Origin of the sequence: Marinomonas sp. SBI8L (genome assembly GCF_001624705.1) — a bacterium.
In the GTDB taxonomy this organism is placed as follows: domain Bacteria; phylum Pseudomonadota; class Gammaproteobacteria; order Pseudomonadales; family Marinomonadaceae; genus Marinomonas.
In genome coordinates, this window is sequence record NZ_JSEO01000005.1 from 15,594 (window position 1) to 37,741 (window position 22,148).

General features: G+C 41.5%; 17 protein-coding genes. 7 read left to right on the forward strand and 10 right to left on the reverse strand.

The genetic code is table 11. The features are described from left to right. Nucleotides 1-38 precede the first annotated feature (38 nt). Nucleotides 39-2,663, forward strand: a complete 2,625-nt coding sequence (gene mutS / locus OA91_RS08430; protein ID WP_063337896.1) for a DNA mismatch repair protein MutS — start codon at nucleotides 39-41, stop codon at nucleotides 2,661-2,663. A 142-nt stretch (nucleotides 2,664-2,805) separates the two neighbouring features. Continuing rightward, on the forward strand, nucleotides 2,806-3,129 hold the full coding sequence (gene fdxA / locus OA91_RS08435) for a ferredoxin FdxA (RefSeq protein WP_063337897.1): 324 nt from the start codon (nucleotides 2,806-2,808) through the stop codon (nucleotides 3,127-3,129). Nucleotides 3,130-4,184: 1,055 nt separating this feature from the next. Here the strand turns inward: fdxA and OA91_RS08440 are convergent. Then, nucleotides 4,185-5,402, reverse strand: coding sequence for an EAL and HDOD domain-containing protein (locus OA91_RS08440; protein ID WP_046017871.1), 1,218 nt, complete (start codon nucleotides 5,400-5,402; stop codon nucleotides 4,185-4,187). Between the two features lie 132 nt (nucleotides 5,403-5,534). Here OA91_RS08440 and ilvD point away from each other — a divergent pair, with 132 nt between their 5' ends. The 3 genes from ilvD to OA91_RS08455 all read left to right on the forward strand — a co-directional run bounded on the left by ilvD (nucleotide 5,535) and on the right by OA91_RS08455 (nucleotide 9,800). After that, on the forward strand, nucleotides 5,535-7,391 hold the full coding sequence (gene ilvD / locus OA91_RS08445; protein WP_063337898.1) for a dihydroxy-acid dehydratase: 1,857 nt from the start codon (nucleotides 5,535-5,537) through the stop codon (nucleotides 7,389-7,391). A 189-nt stretch (nucleotides 7,392-7,580) separates the two neighbouring features. Next, the gene (locus OA91_RS08450) at nucleotides 7,581-8,423 is read left to right on the forward strand and encodes a 23S rRNA (adenine(2030)-N(6))-methyltransferase RlmJ (RefSeq protein ID WP_063337899.1); all 843 of its coding nucleotides are present in this window, start codon (nucleotides 7,581-7,583) and stop codon (nucleotides 8,421-8,423) included. Nucleotides 8,424-8,564: 141 nt separating this feature from the next. Further along, complete coding sequence (locus tag OA91_RS08455; protein ID WP_063337900.1) at nucleotides 8,565-9,800, forward strand: diguanylate cyclase domain-containing protein; 1,236 nt, start codon at nucleotides 8,565-8,567, stop codon at nucleotides 9,798-9,800. A 70-nt stretch (nucleotides 9,801-9,870) separates the two neighbouring features. On the opposite strand, the gene OA91_RS08460 is transcribed toward OA91_RS08455, so the two are convergent. The 5 genes from OA91_RS08460 to OA91_RS08480 all read right to left on the reverse strand — a co-directional run bounded on the left by OA91_RS08460 (nucleotide 9,871) and on the right by OA91_RS08480 (nucleotide 15,044). Then, on the reverse strand, nucleotides 9,871-10,386 hold the full coding sequence (locus OA91_RS08460) for a dihydrofolate reductase (RefSeq protein ID WP_046017867.1): 516 nt from the start codon (nucleotides 10,384-10,386) through the stop codon (nucleotides 9,871-9,873). A gap of 29 nt (nucleotides 10,387-10,415) precedes the next feature. Next, a complete protein-coding gene (locus OA91_RS08465) occupies nucleotides 10,416-11,249 on the reverse strand; it encodes a thymidylate synthase (protein ID WP_063337901.1) in 834 nt (277 codons plus the stop codon). Between the two features lie 67 nt (nucleotides 11,250-11,316). Continuing rightward, a complete protein-coding gene (lgt, locus tag OA91_RS08470) occupies nucleotides 11,317-12,129 on the reverse strand; it encodes a prolipoprotein diacylglyceryl transferase (protein WP_063337902.1) in 813 nt (270 codons plus the stop codon). Nucleotides 12,130-12,229: 100 nt separating this feature from the next. Next, nucleotides 12,230-14,515, reverse strand: a complete 2,286-nt coding sequence (gene ptsP, locus OA91_RS08475) for a phosphoenolpyruvate--protein phosphotransferase (RefSeq protein ID WP_063337903.1) — start codon at nucleotides 14,513-14,515, stop codon at nucleotides 12,230-12,232. Nucleotides 14,516-14,540: 25 nt separating this feature from the next. Further along, the gene (locus OA91_RS08480; RefSeq protein WP_036181759.1) at nucleotides 14,541-15,044 is read right to left on the reverse strand and encodes an RNA pyrophosphohydrolase; all 504 of its coding nucleotides are present in this window, start codon (nucleotides 15,042-15,044) and stop codon (nucleotides 14,541-14,543) included. Nucleotides 15,045-15,193: 149 nt separating this feature from the next. Between OA91_RS08480 and OA91_RS08485 the strand changes: the two genes are divergently transcribed. After that, nucleotides 15,194-15,850: an HAD family hydrolase gene (locus tag OA91_RS08485; protein WP_063337904.1), complete on the forward strand. Its 657-nt coding sequence runs from the start codon at nucleotides 15,194-15,196 to the stop codon at nucleotides 15,848-15,850. A gap of 58 nt (nucleotides 15,851-15,908) precedes the next feature. Here OA91_RS08485 and OA91_RS08490 read toward each other — a convergent pair whose 3' ends face one another. Further along, complete coding sequence (locus OA91_RS08490) at nucleotides 15,909-17,114, reverse strand: class I SAM-dependent rRNA methyltransferase (RefSeq protein WP_197477782.1); 1,206 nt, start codon at nucleotides 17,112-17,114, stop codon at nucleotides 15,909-15,911. A gap of 161 nt (nucleotides 17,115-17,275) precedes the next feature. Between OA91_RS08490 and OA91_RS08495 the strand changes: the two genes are divergently transcribed. Continuing rightward, nucleotides 17,276-18,142, forward strand: a complete 867-nt coding sequence (locus tag OA91_RS08495) for an HDOD domain-containing protein (RefSeq protein WP_046017862.1) — start codon at nucleotides 17,276-17,278, stop codon at nucleotides 18,140-18,142. Nucleotides 18,143-18,231: 89 nt separating this feature from the next. On the opposite strand, the gene OA91_RS08500 is transcribed toward OA91_RS08495, so the two are convergent. The 3 genes from OA91_RS08500 to OA91_RS08510 are packed head-to-tail and all read right to left on the reverse strand — an operon-like array spanning nucleotide 18,232 to nucleotide 22,111. After that, on the reverse strand, nucleotides 18,232-19,305 hold the full coding sequence (locus tag OA91_RS08500) for an ABC transporter ATP-binding protein (protein ID WP_046017861.1): 1,074 nt from the start codon (nucleotides 19,303-19,305) through the stop codon (nucleotides 18,232-18,234). Nucleotides 19,306-19,331: 26 nt separating this feature from the next. After that, complete coding sequence (locus OA91_RS08505) at nucleotides 19,332-20,984, reverse strand: ABC transporter permease (RefSeq protein WP_046017860.1); 1,653 nt, start codon at nucleotides 20,982-20,984, stop codon at nucleotides 19,332-19,334. A gap of 53 nt (nucleotides 20,985-21,037) precedes the next feature. Next, entirely contained in the window at nucleotides 21,038-22,111 is a 1,074-nt protein-coding gene (locus tag OA91_RS08510) for a Fe(3+) ABC transporter substrate-binding protein (RefSeq protein ID WP_063337905.1), read from the reverse strand. Nucleotides 22,112-22,148: the final 37 nt, after the last annotated feature.

Here is a 22,148-nt window from a genome sequence, read left to right on the forward strand (position 1 = left end):
CGCCCTAATTTAAGGATAACAATCGAGCGATTTACACCATGAGTCAAGCGGCAAAAGATAACCACACCCCTATGATGCGTCAATATTTTGGGCTCAAATCACAACACCCAAATGAATTACTCTTTTATCGTATGGGTGATTTTTATGAAATCTTTTATGACGACGCTAAAAAAGCCGCTCATCTGTTAGATATTACGCTGACATCAAGAGGCCACTCTGGTGGGCAACCTATCCCTATGGCAGGTATCCCTTACCACGCTGCAGAGAACTATATTGCTCGATTAGTTCGCATGGGAGAATCCGTTGTTGTCTGCGAACAAGTCGGAGACCCTGCCACCAGCAAAGGGCCTGTTGAACGCCAAGTTGCTCGCATAGTAACTCCAGGTACTTTAAGTGACGAAGCATTCCTTGAAGAAAGAAAAGAAAACCTACTTGTTTCCATCGCTTATTTATCTCAAAAGCAAGGCGACATTTACGGCTTTTCTTACTTAGACATGGCCAGTGGACGCTTCTCTGTTTTTGAAGTTGAAGGAGTAGATGCCTTTGACAGTGAACTACAACGTTTAGCACCAACAGAAATATTAGTATCCGAAGACTTCCCTAATCGAAATCTTATCACTTTAGAAAAAGGGGTGCGCGAATTAGGCCCTTGGCACTTTGACTATGAATCTTGCTATCGCCAATTAATTCAACAGTTCGATACTAAAGACCTAACAGGGTTTGGTTGTGAAGAACTCGGTGCCGCTATCGCTGCTGCCGGTGCGCTACTGCAATACGCAAAAGACACACAACGCTCTGCTCTGCCTCATATTCAAGCCATCACACTTGAACACAAGGACGAAAGCGTACAAATAGATGGTGCGACTCGACGCAACCTTGAAATAGATTTAAACCTTTCAGGTAGCACTAGCAACACACTAACATCCGTACTGGATCGCTGCTCTTCTCCTATGGGCAGCCGACTCTTAAAGCGTTGGTTACATCAGCCTAGCCGCAACTTGAATATTATTAATGCCAGACAAGATGCAGTGCAAAGTTTATTAAATCAATACACTTATGATTTGATCAAACCTGAGCTAAAAGAGGCGGGTGATATTGAGCGTATCCTTGCTCGTGTTGCACTTGGTTCAGCAAGACCAAGAGACCTTTTAAGGTTACGTTTTGCTCTTGAAGCGATCCCTAAAATCAAACAGTTAATCTCACCGATTGAAGATGTGAGGCTAAATGAGCTCAACCAACAGCTTGCACCGCTTCCAGAATTGACCCAAGAGCTTGCGGTGGCCTTAGTTGAGAACCCGCCTTCTGTTGTCCGTGATGGTGGTATTTTTGCCAAAGGTTATGATGGCGAACTAGATGAATTACAAGCACTGTCAACGAACGCAACTGACTACCTTGCAGAACTTGAGCAAAGAGAAAAAGACCGCACAGGTATCAACTCACTCAAAGTCGGCTTCAATCGTGTCCATGGTTACTATATTGAAATCAGCCGTCTACATTCAGATCAAGCACCTGTTGATTATGTACGTCGCCAGACATTAAAAAATGCTGAACGCTTTATCACACCTGAGCTTAAGACCTTTGAAGACAAAGCACTTAGCGCTAAATCCAAAGCATTAGCACGAGAGAAAATGCTTTATGAGAAGCTACTCAATACAATTAACCTTGAGCTAATTAAATTACAAACAAGCAGTAATGCATTATCTGAATTAGATGTACTGGCTAACTTTGCAGAACGAGCAGAGCGCCATAGATATGTTCGCCCAGTGCTGGCTGACAAACCCGGTATCGAAATCATTGAAGGACGACATCCAGTCGTTGAGTCAGTCATTACCGAGCCTTTCATTCCAAACGACTTGGTCATGCACCCTAAGCGTTCATTATTAATGATTACAGGTCCAAACATGGGTGGTAAATCCACCTATATGAGACAGATTGCACTTATCACTTTGCTTGCCCACACGGGTTGCTTTGTCCCTGCAGAAGCGGCGAACCTTTCTTTAGTTGACCGTATCTTTACTCGTATGGGCTCCTCTGATGACTTAGCCGGTGGCCGCTCGACCTTCATGGTAGAAATGACGGAAACAGCTAACATACTCAACAATGCGACACCGAAAAGCCTTGTCCTCATGGATGAAGTTGGTCGAGGCACAAGCACCTTCGATGGTTTATCTTTAGCTTGGTCAGCGGTTGATCATCTAGCTAATCAGGTGAAGTGTAATGTGCTATTTGCGACTCACTACTTCGAATTGACTCTTCTTGCGGACGAGCTTAAAAATGCAGCCAATGTCCACCTGACAGCGACTGAGTACGAAGATTCTATTGTCTTCCTGCATAAGGTACATGACGGTGCAGCAAACCAGAGCTATGGACTGCAAGTGGCACAGCTAGCCGGCGTACCAAGAGGTGTCATTCAAGCCGCGAAAGACAAACTAGCTGAGCTGGAAGCCTCCAGTCAGGATACAACAAATTCAACTAAAACCAGTATTCAAACGCCAAAAGCACATTACACTCAAGCGGCACAAGAACCAGCACCAATGCAGGCAGATTTGTTTGGTTCATCCCTAGATCAAGAGGTAAAAGATAAGCTAACAAATATTGATCTAGATGAGACAACACCCAAGCAAGCACTAGATGCGCTATACGAACTAAAAGAACTCATTTAAAAGCCAGCATATAAGTAGATTTAATTAAGGTTAGATATATTTTAAATGGATATCATCTTGCCGCTTAGCTAGCTTAGCAACTAGAATACGAGCAATTTTATTTTAGCGGTAATTTTGCTTACCCACTTGAAGGAGATAGCTTATGGCTTTCGTCGTAACTGATAACTGTATCCGTTGTAAATACACCGACTGTGTAGAGGTTTGTCCAGTAGATTGTTTTTATGAAGGCCCAAACTTTCTTGCCATCAACCCTGACGAATGTATTGACTGCGCCCTATGTGAACCAGAATGCCCAGCATCCGCTATTTTCTCAGAAGATGAGCTACCAGAAGATCAAGAGCACTTTGTCGAACTAAACGCAGATCTTGCTAACGTTTGGCCTAACATCACAGAAAAGAAAGATGCGCTAGAAGATGCTGCAACCTGGGATGGCGTTGAAGATAAGCTAGAACATTTAGAGAAGTAAAAGCTTAAAGTAAGTCTAAACCATTAGACTTACTTTTCTCTAGGCAAAAAAAAGGCAGCCTATGCTGCCCTATTTTTCACTCACATCCTGTTAAGCGACTCATCCAATGAGCTGAAATTCCTTTTCGTCATCATCCGTGACTATTAATCTTTCCTAGATCCTAACCGACACTCTTTGTCGATTAGTTCAAATCCTTTGACAGATTCCGTTCAACTGATTACTTCCTGTAATCTTTCTCCCATCATCCTCGATACATCCTGTACCTTGCAGTCCTTGCTTCCGTCTCATTCCATGAGTTTCCGTTTGGATGTCTTTAATTTACCATCAAATAGCTAAGATTCAAGTTCTTAATAACATCAAATAAATCAATATAAAACCATATTTTTCAATAGCTTACATATCAATTACAGACATTTATCACCAACACCTACAAAACAACAAGATATTTCCTACATAGATGTAGGCGATCTCTTACAAATTATTCGATTTATTTTTAAATTTTCTGATTAACAAACCTTGCCCTGATTATTTTCTCGGTAAATTAAAGCAAAAGTCAGACATTGCTGATTGTCAGCAAGGAAAATTCAGGCACAAAAAAGGGCAGCTTAATGCTGCCCTATTTTCACTCTTATTCCATTAAGTCACTCATTCAATGAGTGGAAATCCATTTGATTATCGTTCGTGATTTAAACCTATCCTGGCTTCTAATTTACATCGATGTAAAATTAGCTATCAAATCCGTTCGACCGATTCCCTTCGACTGATCACAAATCCCTGTGATTGACTCCTAAAAGCCCTAAATACATCCTGTATTCAGCAATCCTTACTTCCACTTCATTCCATGAGTTTCCCTTTGGGTGTCTTTAATGTAACAGCATTTTAGCAAGTTGCAATTTTTCAAAGAGATAGTAAAAATAAATATTTTCATTATTTTTCAATAAGTTAAAAATAAATTACAAGATAAAAACCTCAACACCTACAAAACAAAAAGAAATGGCCTACAAATATGTAGGCCATTTCTCACAAAAAAGCAGTTTCAAACAAAAGTTAAAAATCTAAATCGTACTCAAGAAATCATCAACCCAAGAAATGGCTTCTAAATAAGTTTCTTTCAGCGTTTCTTGTGGTACTGTCCCCGTTACTTGATGCCCTTTGGAATATTGCTCAATTTGGGTCAAGGTTAACCCTATCTTGCCACTTCTATTCACTATCGCACTCGCAAGCTCACCTGGCAAAGGTAAGGAGGCGAGAACATCAGGTAAGTCCATCCCCATGCACACATCTATCATGGATAGCATACCGGCAAGAAAATATTTATCTTGATTTGCGTATCCCATTTTCACTGCAAACAACTCAGCGTGCTTAGCTCGAATTAAAACCTGTTGCAGCAATGCATGCCTATCACCAACCATTTCAGACATAAGTAACAGGCTAGTTAATGCTTTTAATTGTTCAGCACCCACCAGCACAATCGCAAGCTTAACACTGTCTACTGAGGCGATGAGCCCTGTAACGGGGGAGTTTAAATACTTTAAAAGCTTGTGAACTAGACCAACATCTTGGCTCACGATACGATCTAGCTCGTCCACTGAAAGCTCATTACTTTTAAGTAACTCAGCCATCAGTTGTAACAAGGTCATACTATTCACTTTGACCGCTTTACGCTCTATGGTTTGTGGTTTCTCAAAAAAGTATCCTTGAAAGAAGTCCACATCTAACATGCGACAGAAATTAAACTCGTCCCAAGTCTCTACCTTGCAGGCAATCACTTTTATATCGAAATTTCTAAAGGCTTCTAGTTCAGTAATAAATGCTTCCCGCCCTAGTGCTTGTAGGTCTAGCTTCACAAAACTTGCAAGCTCTATAAATGGCGTCAATTTGGCTTCAAAGCGTAAATCATCTAACGCTATGTCATAACCTGAATTTTTCCACTTTCTTAAGGAAGCAAGTAAAACCGCATCAAAGTTAGAGTTATCTAATACTTCAATCACAACTTGTTCACGGTCTAATGGTACGCCACTTGGGTTTAACAAATAGGTTCTAGGGAAGTTTACAAAGGCCTTGCCCGAACCCACCAAATTAGACATACCAATTTCAAGTAAGGCCGTTGAGACCACTTGTGCGGTTGCACTGACATCATCAAAAATTTCAGCGTCCGTTGCTGTACCGCTACCACGATACAAAAGCTCGTAACCATAAATAGATTGCTTCGCGTCTAGAATAGGCTGACGGGCAAGCGTAACAAGAGTGTAAATATCGAACCTATTTTCCATAATTCATCTGGCCAAAATAAAGAATACATAGCTAGTGTCGCCCGATTCCCAAGAAATTGCCATTGGGTGTTACAAATAAACTTGGTAACATGCTTAACCTTAAAAGATACAAAAGTACCATGTGGGGTTAACATGCCAGTATATCGTTCAAAAACTACTACCTCCGGCCGTAATATGGCCGGAGCTCGCGCCTTATGGCGTGCCACCGGAATGACAGATGAAGATTTTCATAAACCTATCATTGCGGTAGCCAATTCATTCACTCAATTTGTACCAGGTCATGTCCATTTAAAAGACATGGGGCAGCTGGTAGCACGTGAAATTGAAAAAGCTGGCGGCGTTGCAAAAGAATTTAATACCATTGCTGTGGACGATGGTATTGCTATGGGTCATGACGGCATGCTGTACAGCTTACCTTCTCGCGACTTAATTGCTGACTCTGTTGAGTACATGGTTAATGCCCATTGTGCTGATGCGCTAGTCTGTATTTCGAACTGTGACAAAATCACACCCGGCATGTTAATGGCTGCAATGCGCCTTGATATTCCTGTTATTTTTGTATCAGGCGGCCCAATGGAAGCAGGTAAAACCAAGCTTTCAGAACATAAACTAGACCTTGTTGATGCTATGGTTATCGCTGTGGACGATAACGCAACGGATGAACAAGTTGCTGAATACGAGCGCTCTGCTTGCCCTACCTGTGGTTCTTGCTCAGGTATGTTTACAGCTAACTCTATGAACTGTTTGACCGAAGCAATGGGCCTAAGCCTACCAGGTAATGGCACCATGCTAGCCACTCACGCTGATCGTAAAGAGTTATTCTTAGAAGCGGGTCGACGTATTGTTGATATTACTAAACGCTTTTACGAGCAAGATGAAGCTCATTGGTCACCAAGAGCCATTGCCTCTTACGAAGCTTTTGAAAACTGTATGACACTTGATATTGCCATGGGTGGATCGTCAAACACCATCTTGCATTTATTGGCTATTGCTCATGAAGCAGGTGTTGATTTTACGATGGAAGACATCGACCGTTTATCTCGTAAAATCCCTCAATTCTGTAAAGTGGCACCTAACTCACCTAAATACCACATTGAAGACGTACATAGAGCTGGCGGTATTTTTGGGATTTTGGGTGAAATTGACCGTGCAGGCTTATTACATAACCAAGTACACACAGTTCACGCACCAACTATGACAGAAGCCCTAGAAAACTGGGACATAATGCGTAAGCCAACGCCAGAAGTCATGGAGTTTTATAAAGCAGGTCCTGCAGGCATTCCTACTCAAACAGCATTTAGCCAAGCAACACGTTGGCCTTCTGTTGACGGAGACCGTGAAGCTGGCTGTATCCGTAACATTGAGAATGCTTACTCTCAAGAAGGCGGCCTTGCGGTACTAACAGGTAATATCGCCTTGAACGGCTGCATCGTTAAAAGTGCTGGGGTTGATGAGTCTTGCCTCGTATTTGAAGGTCCAGCTCACATCACGGAATCTCAAGATGAAGCTGTGAGCAACATACTCGCAGATGAAGTAAAAGCGGGTGATGTTGTAATCGTACGTTACGAAGGACCTCGTGGTGGCCCAGGCATGCAAGAAATGCTTTATCCAACCTCTTACATTAAGTCTAAAGGCTTAGGTAAAGCCTGTGCACTGCTAACTGACGGTCGCTTCTCTGGTGGTACATCAGGCCTATCTATTGGTCACGTATCCCCAGAAGCAGCATCAGGTGGTGCCATTGGTTTGGTTGAGAACGGTGACATTATCCGCATTGATATCCCTAACCGTACTATCAATGTCTTACTGTCTGATGAAGAGCTTGCTGAACGTCGTGCTGCGATGGAAGCCAAGGGTGCAAACGCTTGGAAACCAGAGAAAGTAAGACCACGTAAAGTAACGCCAGCCCTGAAAGTCTATGCTCATTTTGCAACCAGCGCGGATAAAGGCGCGGTTCGTAATCTTGACTTGATAGATGGCGAATCAATGTAGCCAAAGTATTTGGATTGCTTTTATCTAAACGCCATCCATTTAGTTCAAGGCACAGACAATAAACCAACACTATTAGGAGACTAATTGTGTTGGTGACTATCGCTACTGGCTATTTCTCAATAAAATAGCGTATCAGTAGACACCAAGGCCGTGGGGTGATCCCACGGCCTTTTTATTTAGAGAGCCATTATGCTTAGCTATCGCCATATTTATCATGCAGGCAATCATGCCGACATTTTGAAACACCTTGTTGTGAGCCAAATTTGCCATCATTTAACCGCGAAAGAATCACCTTTCTTTTATCTTGATACTCATGCTGGGATTGGCCAATACGCATTAGACTCTCAGCAAGCCCAAATGAACAAAGAGTTCAAGACAGGGATCTCGCAGTTACTTGAGCTTAAAAACCCACCAGAAAGCATCAAGCGTTTTCTGAAAATTGTTAAAGAGATGAACCCAACAACTAACCTTAAACTTTACCCAGGCAGCCCTAAGGTCGTTGAAGCTTACACCCGTCAAAAAGATAAGATGCACCTGTGTGAGTTACATCCAAAGGATCACCCAACCTTAGCCGCTTTATTTCCAAACAAACGTCGCGCTAATGTTGAAAAAGGGAATGGATTCGCAGCAGTTAAAGCCATGCTACCACCACCGCAAAAGCGTGGATTGGTTTTAATGGACCCTCCTTACGAGGTCAAAGAAGATTATAAAACGGTCGTTAAAGCCCTAGTTGAAGGTCATCAACGCTTTGCCCATGGCACTTATGCTATTTGGTACCCAGTACTTTCACGCAAGCAAGCTGATGGACTCATCAATTCAGTACAAAGAACAAAAATTCGTAATACGCTTTTACTCGAATTAAATATCCGTGACGACAATGCGGACAAAGGCATGAATGGCAGCGGTATGATAATCGTTAATCCACCATGGAAACTAGAGAGTGAAGCGCAAGAGTTTTTGCCTGTATTAAAAGAACTTTTACAAGAAGACAGAAAATCAAGTTTTCAGCTACGCTGGATTACACCAGAATAATAATCAACAAGTGTTAACACAAATGGCGTAGACTTGAGAAAAAGTTTACCGTAAAACCAAAAAAGCATTAGTCTTAATAAATATGACTAATGCTATTCAGGGACAGGTTAGTTGCAACCTAAAATAAAAGTGGAGTAGAAAATGTCAGCCGATAATCGTTTTTTTCAAAATGCCTTTAAGCTCATGCCAACATCTGCTTTTATTTTGCATAAAACCAGTGGCGACATTCTTGAACATAACCAAGCTTTTGCAGATGTTTTTAACAAGCAAGAGCATGACTTACCCACTAACTGGCTCAGCCTCAGTCAAAATACTCAAACTAAGGATCAGTGGCAAAGCTTTAGCAAGACAATGCAAAGTGACAAAGCGGCCCGTTGTTGTGACACCTTCCTATTAGGCGAGAAAGAAATAAAGTCAGAGCTGCATTTTCAAGAGCTAGATGAAGATCACTTTCTGGTTTGTTTATACAGCGCTGAACACCTAGACCTTGCTAGCGCAGAAAACTCATTGTTAAAACTCGCCTTATCTGAGTCCTCATCTGGGCTTTGGGTATGGGATATAGAAACCGATGCAGTAGAGTGTTCAGAGTCATTATGTGATTTGATAGGCTGCTCGGTTCAATCCAGCCCAAAATCAACAGCCACTTGGCATTGCTTGGTACACCCTGAAGATTTAGCGAACCTCAAACAAATTGTCGAACAACATATTGCAGAAGCCAGCAAAAACTACGAAGCCAGCTATCGGATATTACAAGGCAATGGCAATTATCTTTGGGTCAAAGAAAGAGGCCTAATTTATGCCGTCAACAGTGATAACAGTATCGCTAAGACTGTCGGTTTTATTGAGGATATAAGCTCTCAGAAGAAGCTAGAGAAGCATTTACGTCGACAAGCAACCTTTGATGACTTAACAGGACTACTTACTCACAGCGCGGCGACGACACACTTTAAAAAGCAATTGGGCTTAGCAAAACGCCAGTACACGCCATTAACCATGGTAAAAATCAACCTCAATGCGGATGGCGCGCTTAGCCAACTCATTTACGAAGATAAGAATCAAATCATAAAAATGGCGGCAAAAGATCTTTATCGAAATATTCGTGAGGGAGACATTTTAGCCAGAGTTGCCTCTGATAAATTGTTACTGCTACTTCCTAACACTAACGTCAAAGATGCAAAGCAAATGCTGGATGAGGCAATAAACTCTGTTCATAGCCTGAATTTCACTAAGAAAGATGGTGATTCACATTCACTTTCTATCTGTGCTGGCGTCGCAACCTTCCCCGAAGACGGTGAAACGATTGAAGAGCTAGCAGAAAGTGCTAACAATGCGGTTGAAGCTTATGCCAATGATGACACTATTTTAGAGTTAAAATAGAAATAAAATTTAGACATAAAAAATGCACTTAAAAGTGCATTTTTTATTTGGAAAGAAGATAGACCTAATCTCAGTCTTTCGCTTGATAAATACTGAAACGATAGTCATAAGGGTTATGGCCAGATGCTTCAAAATCTTCATGACCTACTTCATCATACAAAGACCAATCAAGCTCTGGGAAGTAAGCATCCCCCTCAACATCAGCCAATACATGAGTAATGTATAAACGATCAGCTTCCACTAAGGCTTGCTTGTATATTTCAGCGCCACCAATCACCATAACTTCTTCATGACCTTCAACCAAGGCAATACTTTCCCCTAGTTCAATCGCTTGCTCTAACGATGTTACAACATCTATCGCATCATTCTCACCAACACCCTGATAATCAGCTTGTCTGGTAATCACAATATTACGACGACCAGGCAATGGCTTACCAATAGATTCGTAAGTTTTACGCCCCATAATAATAGGCTTACCCATGGTCACTTTTTTGAAGTACTTAAGGTCATTCGGTAAGTGCCAAGGCAAGCTATTATTAATGCCAATGACATTGTTTTGTGCCATAGCAACAATTAAGGATAACATTCATTTACCTCACTTATTCAGGGTAATATTTAAATCGCAATAGGTGCAGGAATATGAGGCTCTGGGTCATAATCTAGGATTTCAAAGTCTTCAAACTTATAATCAAAAATCGACTCAGGCTTCCTATGAATTTTCAGCTTTGGCAATGCTTTAGGGGTACGCTGAACTTGAATTTTAGCCTGCTCTATATGATTGCTATATAAATGACAATCACCAATTGAGATCACTATTTCACCCACTTCCATATCACATTGCTGCGCTATCATATGCGTCAAGAACGCCAGAGACGCGGTGTTATAAGGGTTACCTAAAAACAAGTCGTTACTACGGATGTACAGTGAAGCACTTAGTTTGTTATCACAGACATAAAATTGATAGAGCACATGACAAGGTGGTAACGCCATTCGCCCTTCTGCCGCATTTACATCAGGGGCTTTAGATTCATCAGGTAAACAAGCAACATTCCAACCATTAATAATATGACGACGGCTATTAGGGTTACTTTTCAAACCTTTAATTAATTCAGAAACCTGATCATATTCTTTTCCATCATGACCTTTCCAAGAACGCCACTGGGCACCATAAACAGGACCAAGTTCACCTTCTTCTGTTGCCCACTCATCCCAAATAGTCACGCCATTCTCTGTCAGATACTGAATATTTGTTTCGCCTTTTAAAAACCATAAAAGCTCATGCAAGATACTACGTATATGCAGCTTTTTAGTCGTTAATAAAGGAAAACCTTCTGCTAAGTCATAACGAACTTGACGGCCAAAAACGCTATAGGTACCTGTGCCAGTGCGGTCACCCTTAAACTGTCCATTTTCGAGGACATCATTAAGAAGTTGAATATAAGGAAGCATATTTATTACCTATGTTTTGATCTTTTATGCGGCGCATCATATAGGGGCGAGAAGCCCCTTTCAACGCTTATTTTTTTGTTGCTAAAGGCTGGCTGATTTGCTGTTTTTGCAAGCTATAAATAATCAAAGCTAAACCAGCCAGTACCATGGGTACTGAAAGTAATTGTCCTTGCGTCAACCAACCAAAAGCGATGTAGCCAATATGAGAGTCTGGTTCACGGAAAAACTCAACAAAGATTCTAAATAAGCCATAAAAGGCTAGAAAGCTTGCCGAAACTAAATAGCGAGGCTTAGGCGTTCGGGAAATTAACCAAAGTATTGAGAAGAGTAAAACACCTTCTAAAGCAAACTGGTATAACTGAGAAGGGTGCCTAGCAAGCTGAAGAGGGTCAGTTGGAAAAATCATCGCCCAAGACACATCTGTTTGACGTCCCCATAACTCACCACCAATAAAATTACCTAATCGGCCAGTCCCTAAGCCAATAGGAACTAATGGAGCAAGGAAATCCATGACATCAACAAAGTGCTTCTTGTATTTACGAGCAAACAGCACCATAGCGAGAATGACACCAATTAAGCCTCCATGGAAAGACATGCCGCCTTCCCATACTCGTAGAATACTTAAAGGCTCGGCTAATAATCGGTCAAACTGATAGAAAAAGGCATAACCAATTCTGCCTCCAAGGATAACCCCCATGGCGCCGTAAAATATCATGTCACTGACTTGTTCTTGACTCCAAGCGCCTTCAGAACGTTTCGCACGATAGTTACCCAACACATAAGCGCCGGCAAAACCTATGAGGTACATGATGCCATACCAATGCACAGCAAGTGGTCCAATCTCAATTGCAACTGGGTCAATATTTGGGTAGTCGATCATAAATTATCTACTTAATAAGAAGCGTTTTTAGTTAATTTTGTGTTCTGGATAAGAGCCTTAATTAAGAATTAGGTTCATTAATCTCATGACTCAATCTTAATTATTTACTGGATTTACTCTTACTTGGACGCACTAAACGCTCTATATTCGCTTCTCGCATTAAACGGTTCATTGTCTGCACTACCGCATCAGCATGAGCTAAGCTAATCACTTGCTCCAACATGAGCTGAGCTTGCTCTTCTGTGATATTACGTATCACGGCTTTTACTTTAGGCAAGCTGGTCGCACTCATGGATAGAATGTCATAACCCATCGCCATTAATAAAATGGCCCCCATTGGATCACCCGCCATTTCTCCACAGACACTTAAACTAATAGATTCATGTTGAGCTTCTATTACAATATTCAACAATGCTCTTAAAACAGCCGGGTGGAAACTATTATATAAATCTGCAACTCTAGGGTTGTTTCTATCAACAGCTAACAAATATTGAGTTAAATCGTTACTTCCCACCGACATAAAATCTACCAAAGAAGCGAGTTGCTTAACTTGGTAAACGGCCGCTGGTACTTCGATCATCACCCCAACTTCGGGCATTTTTACATCATAACCTTCTTCTTTTATTTCAGCATAAGCACGACGAACTAAAGCCAAAGCATCTTCAACTTCTGCGACATTCGAAATCATAGGCAATAAAATTTTAAGATTATGTAAGCCAGAACTGGCTTTAATCATGGCTCGAATTTGCGCCAAGAAAATCTCTAGATGATCTAGGGTAACTCGAATACCACGCCAACCTAAGAATGGGTTTTCTTCATTAATAGGAAAATAAGGCAAGGCCTTATCTCCACCAATATCCAGAGTACGTACAGTCACTGGCGCTGGAGCAAAACCTTCAAGTTGTTGGCGGTAAATAGCAACCTGCTCAGCTTCAGTAGGAAAACGTTCGCGTACCATAAATGGTACTTCTGTACGATAAAGGCCAATGCCTTCTGCTCCACGATCCAAGGAGCGCCAGATATCCGCAGATAAACCTGTGTTAACAAAAAGAGATAAGCGATGTCCATCACAGGTTTCGCAAGGTAAATCTTTAAGGGTAAGGTATTCTTCCTCTAGGGCTTTTTCTTCATCAACAATTTGCTGGAAGCTTTCAATGAGAGTGTCAGATGGGTAGGTAAATACCTGACCTTGATAACCATCAATAATCATATCGACGTTTTCAAGTTGAGTATAAGGTAAATCCAAAGCCCCCATGACGGTAGGTATTCCCATGGCACGCGCTAAAATCGCCACATGAGAGTTACCTGACCCCATAACAGAAACTAAACCTTTAATTTTATCAAGCGGCACTTCCCCTAACATGGAAGCCGTCAACTCTTCTCCTACAATAATGGCGGATTCGCTAAAACGATCAGCAAGATTGGGAGCATTTTCCTGTAAATGCGACAGAATACGTCGCCCTAAATCACGTAAGTCAGACGCTCTTTCTCTTAAGTAAGGGTCATCCATACGATCAAAGTGGGAAATATGGAATTGGATAACTTCACGTAAAGCACCCTGAGCCCAATTGCCCCCTCGAACCTTTTGCTCTATTTCGTAAGCAAGGGCATTGTCGTCTAGCATTTTCAGGTAAACATCAAACAAGGCTTTTTCATCACTTGAAAGATGCTTAGAAAGTCTATTCCCTGCTTTTTTGATGTCTTTTCGAACAGCTAATAAAGCGGCATTAAAAGCACTTAATTCAGCCTCAATGTCATCAATCTTGCGATCCGGTATAACATTAAGATCCGCAGGCGGATACACAACAATTGCTTTAGCAATGGCAACACCAGAGCTTCCAGCAATCCCTTTATATCTAAGATCACCCTCTGGCTTCGCATTTGAGTTTAAGCTTGTCATAGCCCCAGTTGCTTCAGCATGCGCAATAACACCTGCTAACTGAGCCGACAAGGTAATTAAAAAGGCTTCTTCACCTTCATCAAAGCGACGCTTATCTTCATGCTGCACAACCAATACACCAAGTACTTGGCGATGGTGAATGATAGGAACACCTAGGAAGGATTGATATCTCTCTTCCCCTGTACCTTTCAAATAATGAAACGAAGGGTGAGAGTGGGCATCTTCTAAGTTAACAGGCTCAGCACGACGCCCAACTAAACTAACAAGACCTTCATCAGGTTTAAGACTTGCTTGTCCCGCTACCTCGGAGTTTAAGCCCCGAGTTGCCATCAAAATATAATCTTGAGAGTTAGGATCAACTAGGTAGATAGAGCAAACTTCGGCGCGCATAGCGCGTCGTACACGACGAACAATGATGTCCAGTGCAGCAGGCAGCGACTGAGCCGCTGTTACTTCCTGTGTAATACGTCTGAGCAAACCTAGCATAGCTTTCCTTACAAGCAAAAATCCGTTAGGCCACGGATTTATCGAGTTTCTTTAACCTTTTATGAGCGTTAGGAATAAGCTCTTTTAGCGCCCGTCGATACACATCTTTTTTAAATGCCACAACTTGCCCTAAAGGGTACCAATAACTAACCCAGCGCCAACCGTCGAACTCTGGACAGTCTGCTGAATCTACACATACACAAGCATCAGCACAGCGTATGGATAACAAATACCACTTTTGTTTCTGGCCGATACAAAGCGGCTTACTATTGTGCCTCAACATACGTTTTGGCAAACGGTAACGTAACCAACCTCGGGTTTTCCCGATGATTTCTACTTGATGAGGCTCTAACCCCACCTCTTCTTTGAGTTCACGAAAAAGCGCCTCTTCCGGCGTTTCATCATGCTTAATCCCACCTTGTGGAAACTGCCAAGCATTTTGTCCAATTCGTCGAGCCCAAAGAAGTTGGCCACGCTCGTTCATCAGTATGATGCCCACATTCGGTCTATATCCGTCCGCATCAATCACGAGCTATTACCTTTTAAAATCGTTCTTTCGAAAGTTAAAATAAATTACGCCATTGTTCCATATTTCCCCCTTCTTCACAAATCGAACCGCTGTTAATTATTCTCACTAAAGGTATACTTTCAGGCAAAATCATGTATTGAGGAAGTCCTGTGACACTGGCAATTTTTGATCTAGACGGCACCCTACTCTCGGGTGATAGTGACTACAATTGGGGGCAGTTTTTAGTAGAAGAAGGCATAGTTGATGCTGATACATATAAAACAGCTAATGATAAATTCTATCAAGATTACCTATCAGGTGGCCTAGATATTCATGAATACTTAGCCTTTAGCTTAGCCCCATTAACCCAATTCAATCAGGCTCAACTTGAAGATTTACATAATGCCTTTATGGCTAAAAAGATCATGCCTATGATGCAAGAAAAAGCCCTAAAGCTGGTTCAAGAGCATAAAGAAAAAGGCCATTTCTTGATGATAATCACGGCCACTAATGAATTTGTAACAGGCCCGATCAGTCAATATTTTGGTATGGATCACCTTATTGCACCTATGCCAGAGATCATCGAAGATCGCTATACGGGTAAAGTCACGGGGATTCCAAGCTTTCAGGAAGGCAAAGTTACAAGGTTAAATGCTTGGCTTAAAGAAACAGGCCATACGCTGGAAGGCAGCTATTTTTATAGTGATTCTCATAACGATCTACCTCTGCTCGAATTGGTTAGCCAGCCGATTGTTGTTGATGGTGATGACAAACTTAGCCAGCTTGCTGAACAAAGAAACTGGCAACACATTTCGTTACGAGATTAATATCAATAACATATAAAAAGGCAGCCTAAGCTGCCTTTTTATATGTTACGCCTGACTATCAAAGCCCCATATTATTATGGACACGATAGAAAAGTGCTTTTAGGTATTCTGTCTCTTCAATTGATGCATGAACTGGATGATCTGGCGCTTGAGTTCCACGATAAATTAGCTGAGAAAAACGTTCTAGTGAACGAGAGTTACTACGAACAATCTCATGTAATTTCTCTTCTTTTAAATGCATTGAGCAAGATGCCGTCACCAAGGTGCCGCCTTTTGCTACCAAACGCATCGCAAGCTGATTTGCTCTGTAGTAGGCACTCTCACCTGATTTAGTATCTTTACGACGAGTAATAAAAGCTGGCGGATCTATCACAACCACATCAAACCTTTGTTTATCATCAATCAGAGATTGCATAGACTCGAAAGCATCCCCTTGCATCAAGTTAGCATTACCTTCGTACTGGTTCATCGTCAGATTACTTTCTACATGACCTAATGCTTTTTCAGAAGCGTCAATAAAGGTCACATCAGTCGCACCAGCAGAAGCCGCCTGCACACCCCATCCACCGACATAAGAAAATACATCTAGCACACGTTTCCCAGGGCTAAAGGTTTGCAAGGTTTTGCGGTTCTCTCTGTGATCATAGAACCAACCTGTTTTTTGGCCGTCCCAAACAGGCGCTTCAAACAAAACATCATTTTCTTGCAGGTAAACAACTTCAGGCACGGTGCCAAAGGCTTCTTCTACATAAGAGTTTAGACCCTCCACATCGCGCATCTTGCCATCATTTTTCATCAAGATAGCTGAAGGTTTAATCACTTCTTGCAAGGCTGTCACTATCTCTTCTTTAATGCGTTCCATACCAGCCGTCGAAATTTGTACCACTAAAATATCAGCAAAACGATCAACAACTAGACCTGAAAGGCCATCAGAATCGCCAAAAACAAGACGATAATATGGGGCTGGGTAAACAGACTCTCTCAATGACAAAGCAATTTTTAAGCGATGCACAACTAGAGACTTATCCATAGGCGATTTAAGGTCACGACTAATCAAACGGCCACAAATCAAGGTACTTGGATTAATCATAGCTATTCCTAATGGCTTGCCATTAGCTGCTTCGACTACTACCTGATCACCAGCGGTAAACTGTTTCAAAGGCGTAGCATCTGTATTTACTTCATTACTGTAAATCCATTGATGGCCTGCTCTTAAACGTCTGTCCGCTTGGCCTTTTAGTCGTATTACACTCAAAATAATCATCCACGAAAGAGAAAAAAGCATTATAATTACTGGGCTAGATTTTGCTATGATTTTGCGGCATTCTAATCGTTTTCGTACGATTAATTTTCTATTATTCTTTGCTGCGCCCATTTTGTAGCGTTTTCATACTGACATTATCCTGTAAATTTTATCGAGTAGTCATGTCTTCCGACCTAAGCACAGACCAATTAAAACGTGTACTCCAAGGCATCACCATACCACCACAACCTCAGGTGATGGTCGATCTTCATATGGAACAAGCCATGCCAGAGCCTGACATGGATAGAATCGCCCAAATTATTTCACAAGATGTTGGCCTTTCCGCTGCCATGCTGAAATTTGTAAACTCAGCATTTTTTGGTTTACAAAGAAAAATCACCTCTATTAAGCAAGCCGTTATGATGCTTGGTATTAATAGTGTGGCGAATATCATCAATGCATTAGCGGTTAAAAGTGAGCTTTCAGATGACTCTATCGCTTCGTTACACAGCTTTTGGGACAATGCCATGGATGTGGCGGCAGTCTGCTCAAGTATCGCTAAACAAATTGGCTTTAAGTATCAAGATGAATGTTATGCATTAGGCCTTTTTCATAATGCTGGTATTCCTCTTATGATGCAGCGTTTCAAAGGTTATCAGCCAGTATTAGAAGAAGGTTATAACGATCCAGACTTCCAACTGACTAACCTAGAAAACAAACACTTCAAGACAAACCACTCTGTAATAGGTTATTACCTTGCTAAATCTTGGGGCCTACCTAAGACCTGCTCCCATGTAATCGCTCATCAACACAGACTTGAAAAGCTTTTTGGCGAACGTATTGCTGGTGATACAAAAACGCTAACCTTTGCGTCTATCTTAAAAATGGCAGAACATATTTGCAGCACTTATAAACTAGTAGGTAATGCACAATTTGACCATGAATGGGAGAAAGTCGGCCATTATTGCCTAGAGCATTTAGAGTTAACCCCATATGACTTTGAAGGGATTATTGAAGTTTGCCATGAGCAAGGTGTTGGCGTTAGTTAACCTAAACTTGGCAAAGCAGATGTATCAAATATAAAAAAAGGAAGCTAATACGCTTCCTTTTTTTGCTTTTTTACATACTTTAAATCGAACTAAGACTCTCTTGGAAATAACACCAAATGGTCCAAATGCACAGACAAACCAATTGACTGACCAACACAATGATTATGGTGCGAAGATGCAAAGCAATATACGACTTTGCCCGACGCTAAACGCACTCTATATAAAAAGTGAGAACCTCTAAACCACTTACTGACTATCTCCCCCATAAACTCACTATCATCATCATGCAGGATATCATCAGGGCGAATTAACAAGTCAATCTCTTCATCTGCTTTAAAGCCATGATCGGTTTTACCTTTGATTTCACCTAAATCTGAAACCACACAGTTTGAGCCACACACTTTTGAAGGTAACAGATCCCCATGTCCGATAAAGCTCGCAACAAATCTTGTCGCTGGCTTATGGTAAATCTGATAAGCCGTATCTAATTGATGAATTTGTCCTTCACTCATGACAGCAATCTGATCAGCCATCGCAAAGGCTTCCATTTGATCATGAGAAACTAAAATCGCGCTCATTTTTTCAGCTAAGAGAATTGCCCTTACATCAGGCACTAACTCTTCTCTTAACTTGGCATCCAAACCAGAAAAGGGCTCGTCCATTAACAAGAGTTTAGGTTTAGGCGCCATAGCACGTGCCAGTGCAATACGCTGTTGTTGACCACCCGACAGAGAACTTGGATACCTAGTTTCAAATCCACTCAAGCCAACTAATTTTAATAAGTGCTCTGTACGCTGCTGACGCTCGGATTTACTCCAATGCTGAATACCAAATTCAATATTCTGACTAATGGTTAAGTGTGGAAATAAAGCGACATCTTGAAACACCATGCCGATATTTCTTTGCTCAGGGTTAATCAAAGAACCTGGCTCAGATAACACCTTACCATCTAATTCTATCGTCCCTGCAGAGACTTGCTCAAAGCCCGCAATAGCTCTTAACAAAGTTGACTTACCACAGCCACTCGGCCCCAACAAACAGCCAATTTGCCCAGCGACTAGCTTAAAGTTAACGCCTTGAATAATGGCCTTATCATCATAGGAAACAGATACATTCTTAATATCTAAATCTGTCAACATATGAGCAGGTGGTAATGAAGTCATATCTCTCACTTAAAACGTACTCAAGGTTAATGTGCTTGACCTGAGCCAATCGAACGACTCAGAAGAATAACAGGAACTAAACCCACCAACACTATCATTAAGGAAGCAGGTGCAGCATCAGCTAATCGCTCATCTGAGGCAAGCTCAAACGCCCTAACAGCCAAAGTATTAAAGTTGAACGGCCTTAATATTAAAGTGGCTGGTAGCTCTTTCAATACATCAACAAAGACAATCAATAATGCCGTTAATACCGAACTCTTCATCAAAGGTAGATGTATTTTACGTAACACATCCATAGGCTTATAACCTAAAGAGCGTCCCGCAGCATCTAAACTAGGGGTAATTTTACCCAACCCACTTTGAACAGCACCAAGCGAAACTGCCATAAATCGAACAGTATAAGCGAATAAAAGCGCAAACAAGGTACCGGATAGAATCAGACCAAATCTCACCTCGAATACCTCTTGAACCCAAGCGATAATCTTATGATCTAACCATGCAAATGGGATAATAATGCCAATTGCGATAATAGTACCCGGCAAAGCGTATCCTAACCCAGCGACAGTAACAGAAGCTTGCACCGCTTTACGCTTATTCAAACGGCTTGCATAAGCTAATATAAGTGCTAAAACTACCGCAATCAATGCGGCTAACGCAGCAAGATACAAGGAGTTCCAAGCCAGTTGAATAAATGAAGAATCTATTCCTTCTGAACTAAAAATAGCCCAGTAAGTTAGCTGCAATCCCGGCACAATAAAACCTAAAAAGACAGGTAAAAAGCACACCAGCGCTGCGAGTACACCTTGCTTCTTATTCAACTCAATTTTACGGTTAGATGCCTTACGAATACCTGAAGAGTGATAACTAATACGGCGTCTTGAATAGCGTTCTAACAAAATAAGGCAAGTAACGAATAACAAGAGCACTGAGGCTAATTGAGATGCCGCAGCCGCATCACCAAAACCATTAAAGGTACGCATAATACCCGTGGTAAAACTGGCGACCCCAAAGTATTTAACCGTGCCGTAATCGGCTAAGGTTTCCATCAAGGCTAGTGTCACACCTGCAACAATGGCAGGTCTTGCTAAAGGTAAGGCGAGCTTAAAAAACGAGCGAGTATGGCTATACCCTAAAGAGCGGCTTACTTCTAATGTATTTGCCGATTGTTCTAAAAATGCAGCCCGAGACATGAGATAAACATAGGGATAAAGCACAAGTGATAACATCACAATTGCACCGGGCAGAGAACGCACTTCGAAAAACCAATACTCCCCGTAAGATAAACCTGTTAGATCACGAATGAGGGTTTGAACAGGGCCAGCAAAATCTAATAAACCAGTATAGGTATAAGCAATAATATAAGCTGGTACTGCCAAGGGTAATAGCAAAGCCCAAGCTAGCCATTTATGCCCAGGAAAACGACACACACTTGTTAACCAAGCGGTTGGTACACCTAGCAAAAGGCTGCCTGCACCGACACCCAACATTAATAATAAGGAACTAGAAATATAGTCAGTTAGGACAGTATCAATAAGATGCTGCCAAACATTGGCTTGACCTGTGAGGACATTGGTCAAGATAACCAAAACAGGCAAAGCCAACAGAAGTGCAACCGCAACAGAAATAAGCATCAACCAATTTGGTCGAAATAAGGTCATTCTTTTGGCCAAATCCAACATCATTCCTTTCTACTTATTCTGTTTAGTTAAAGCATTAAATACAGAGTAGCAGGTTACTTCCAACCCGCTGCATCCATAATTTTAACCGCCTCTAAATTATTATCACCCAACTTTGTTAGGCTAATTTTATCCGTTCTAAAGTCACCGAAGCTTGCTAGATTTACAGGAGGTGCAATACCATCAACAACTGGATATTCGTTGTTCACATCTGCGTACCAAGTTTGGGCTTCATTAGATAATAAAAATTCAATTAATTTAATTGCGCTGTCTTTATTGACTGATGCTGCAGTAATACCCGCACCACTCACATTCATATGTACACCACGATCTGATTCTGCTTGGTTAGCCCAAAACACACCAACTTTTTCTGCCACTAATTGATCTAATGCATTATCACTCTTCATCATACGACCAAAGTAATAAGTGTTAGCAATGGTTACATCACAAACGCCTGTGGCTACAGCTTTCAATAAGTCTGTATCACCACCAAAAGGAGGTCGAGCCAAATTAGCCATCAAACCTTTCACCCACTCTTGGGTCGCCTTTGCGCCATTCACTTCTATCATAGAAGCAACCAAAGATTGATTATAGATATTTCCTGATGAGCGGACACAAATACGGCCTTTCCACTCACTATCTGCTAACGCTTCATAACTAGATAGCTGCTCAGGTGTCACTTTATCTTTAGCATAAAAAATAGTGCGTGAGCGCTGTGACAAGCTGTACCAGTAATCATCACTATCACGCAGATGCTCAGGAACGAGCTCATCTATTTTTGCAGTTTGAAACGGCTGTAATACACCCGCTTTTTTTGCTCTATGTAAACGACCGGCATCTACAGTAATAAATATATCCGCAGGGCTATATTCACCTTCAACTTGTAAACGTCTTAATAAAGCATCGGCAGAACCTGTAATTAAGTTGACTGCGACACCTGATTCCTCTTCGAAACGATCAAGCATAGGTTTGATTAGAGCTTCTTTACGAGCGGAGTAAACATTCACTTCTTCGTCAGCTATAACAGGTAAAGATAGGCCTGAAGCTAAAATAAAAGACAAGATAGAAGAAAGCTTTAAATGAGGACGAGCAAGTTTGGTAACAAGTGTTTTAGAATTAAAATTTAACATATAAAGTGTCGCCGTATTTATCCTGATAAAAAATCTT

Coding starts and splice junctions, on each gene's coding strand:
- fdxA (WP_063337897.1), top strand. CDS start 2,806: ATGGCTTTCGTCGTAACTGATAACTGTATCCGTTGTAAATACACCGAC.
- OA91_RS08465 (WP_063337901.1), bottom strand. CDS start 11,249: ATGCTTCCTTATATTCAACTTCTTAATGATGTCCTCGAAAATGGACAG.
- OA91_RS08460 (WP_046017867.1), bottom strand. CDS start 10,386: ATGTTATCCTTAATTGTTGCTATGGCACAAAACAATGTCATTGGCATT.
- OA91_RS08455 (WP_063337900.1), top strand. CDS start 8,565: ATGTCAGCCGATAATCGTTTTTTTCAAAATGCCTTTAAGCTCATGCCA.
- ptsP (WP_063337903.1), bottom strand. CDS start 14,515: ATGCTAGGTTTGCTCAGACGTATTACACAGGAAGTAACAGCGGCTCAG.
- lgt (WP_063337902.1), bottom strand. CDS start 12,129: ATGATCGACTACCCAAATATTGACCCAGTTGCAATTGAGATTGGACCA.
- OA91_RS08495 (WP_046017862.1), top strand. CDS start 17,276: ATGTCTTCCGACCTAAGCACAGACCAATTAAAACGTGTACTCCAAGGC.
- OA91_RS08510 (WP_063337905.1), bottom strand. CDS start 22,111: ATGTTAAATTTTAATTCTAAAACACTTGTTACCAAACTTGCTCGTCCT.
- OA91_RS08440 (WP_046017871.1), bottom strand. CDS start 5,402: ATGGAAAATAGGTTCGATATTTACACTCTTGTTACGCTTGCCCGTCAG.
- OA91_RS08500 (WP_046017861.1), bottom strand. CDS start 19,305: ATGACTTCATTACCACCTGCTCATATGTTGACAGATTTAGATATTAAG.
- mutS (WP_063337896.1), top strand. CDS start 39: ATGAGTCAAGCGGCAAAAGATAACCACACCCCTATGATGCGTCAATAT.
- OA91_RS08505 (WP_046017860.1), bottom strand. CDS start 20,984: ATGTTGGATTTGGCCAAAAGAATGACCTTATTTCGACCAAATTGGTTG.
- OA91_RS08450 (WP_063337899.1), top strand. CDS start 7,581: ATGCTTAGCTATCGCCATATTTATCATGCAGGCAATCATGCCGACATT.
- ilvD (WP_063337898.1), top strand. CDS start 5,535: ATGCCAGTATATCGTTCAAAAACTACTACCTCCGGCCGTAATATGGCC.
- OA91_RS08490 (WP_197477782.1), bottom strand. CDS start 17,114: ATGATTATTTTGAGTGTAATACGACTAAAAGGCCAAGCGGACAGACGT.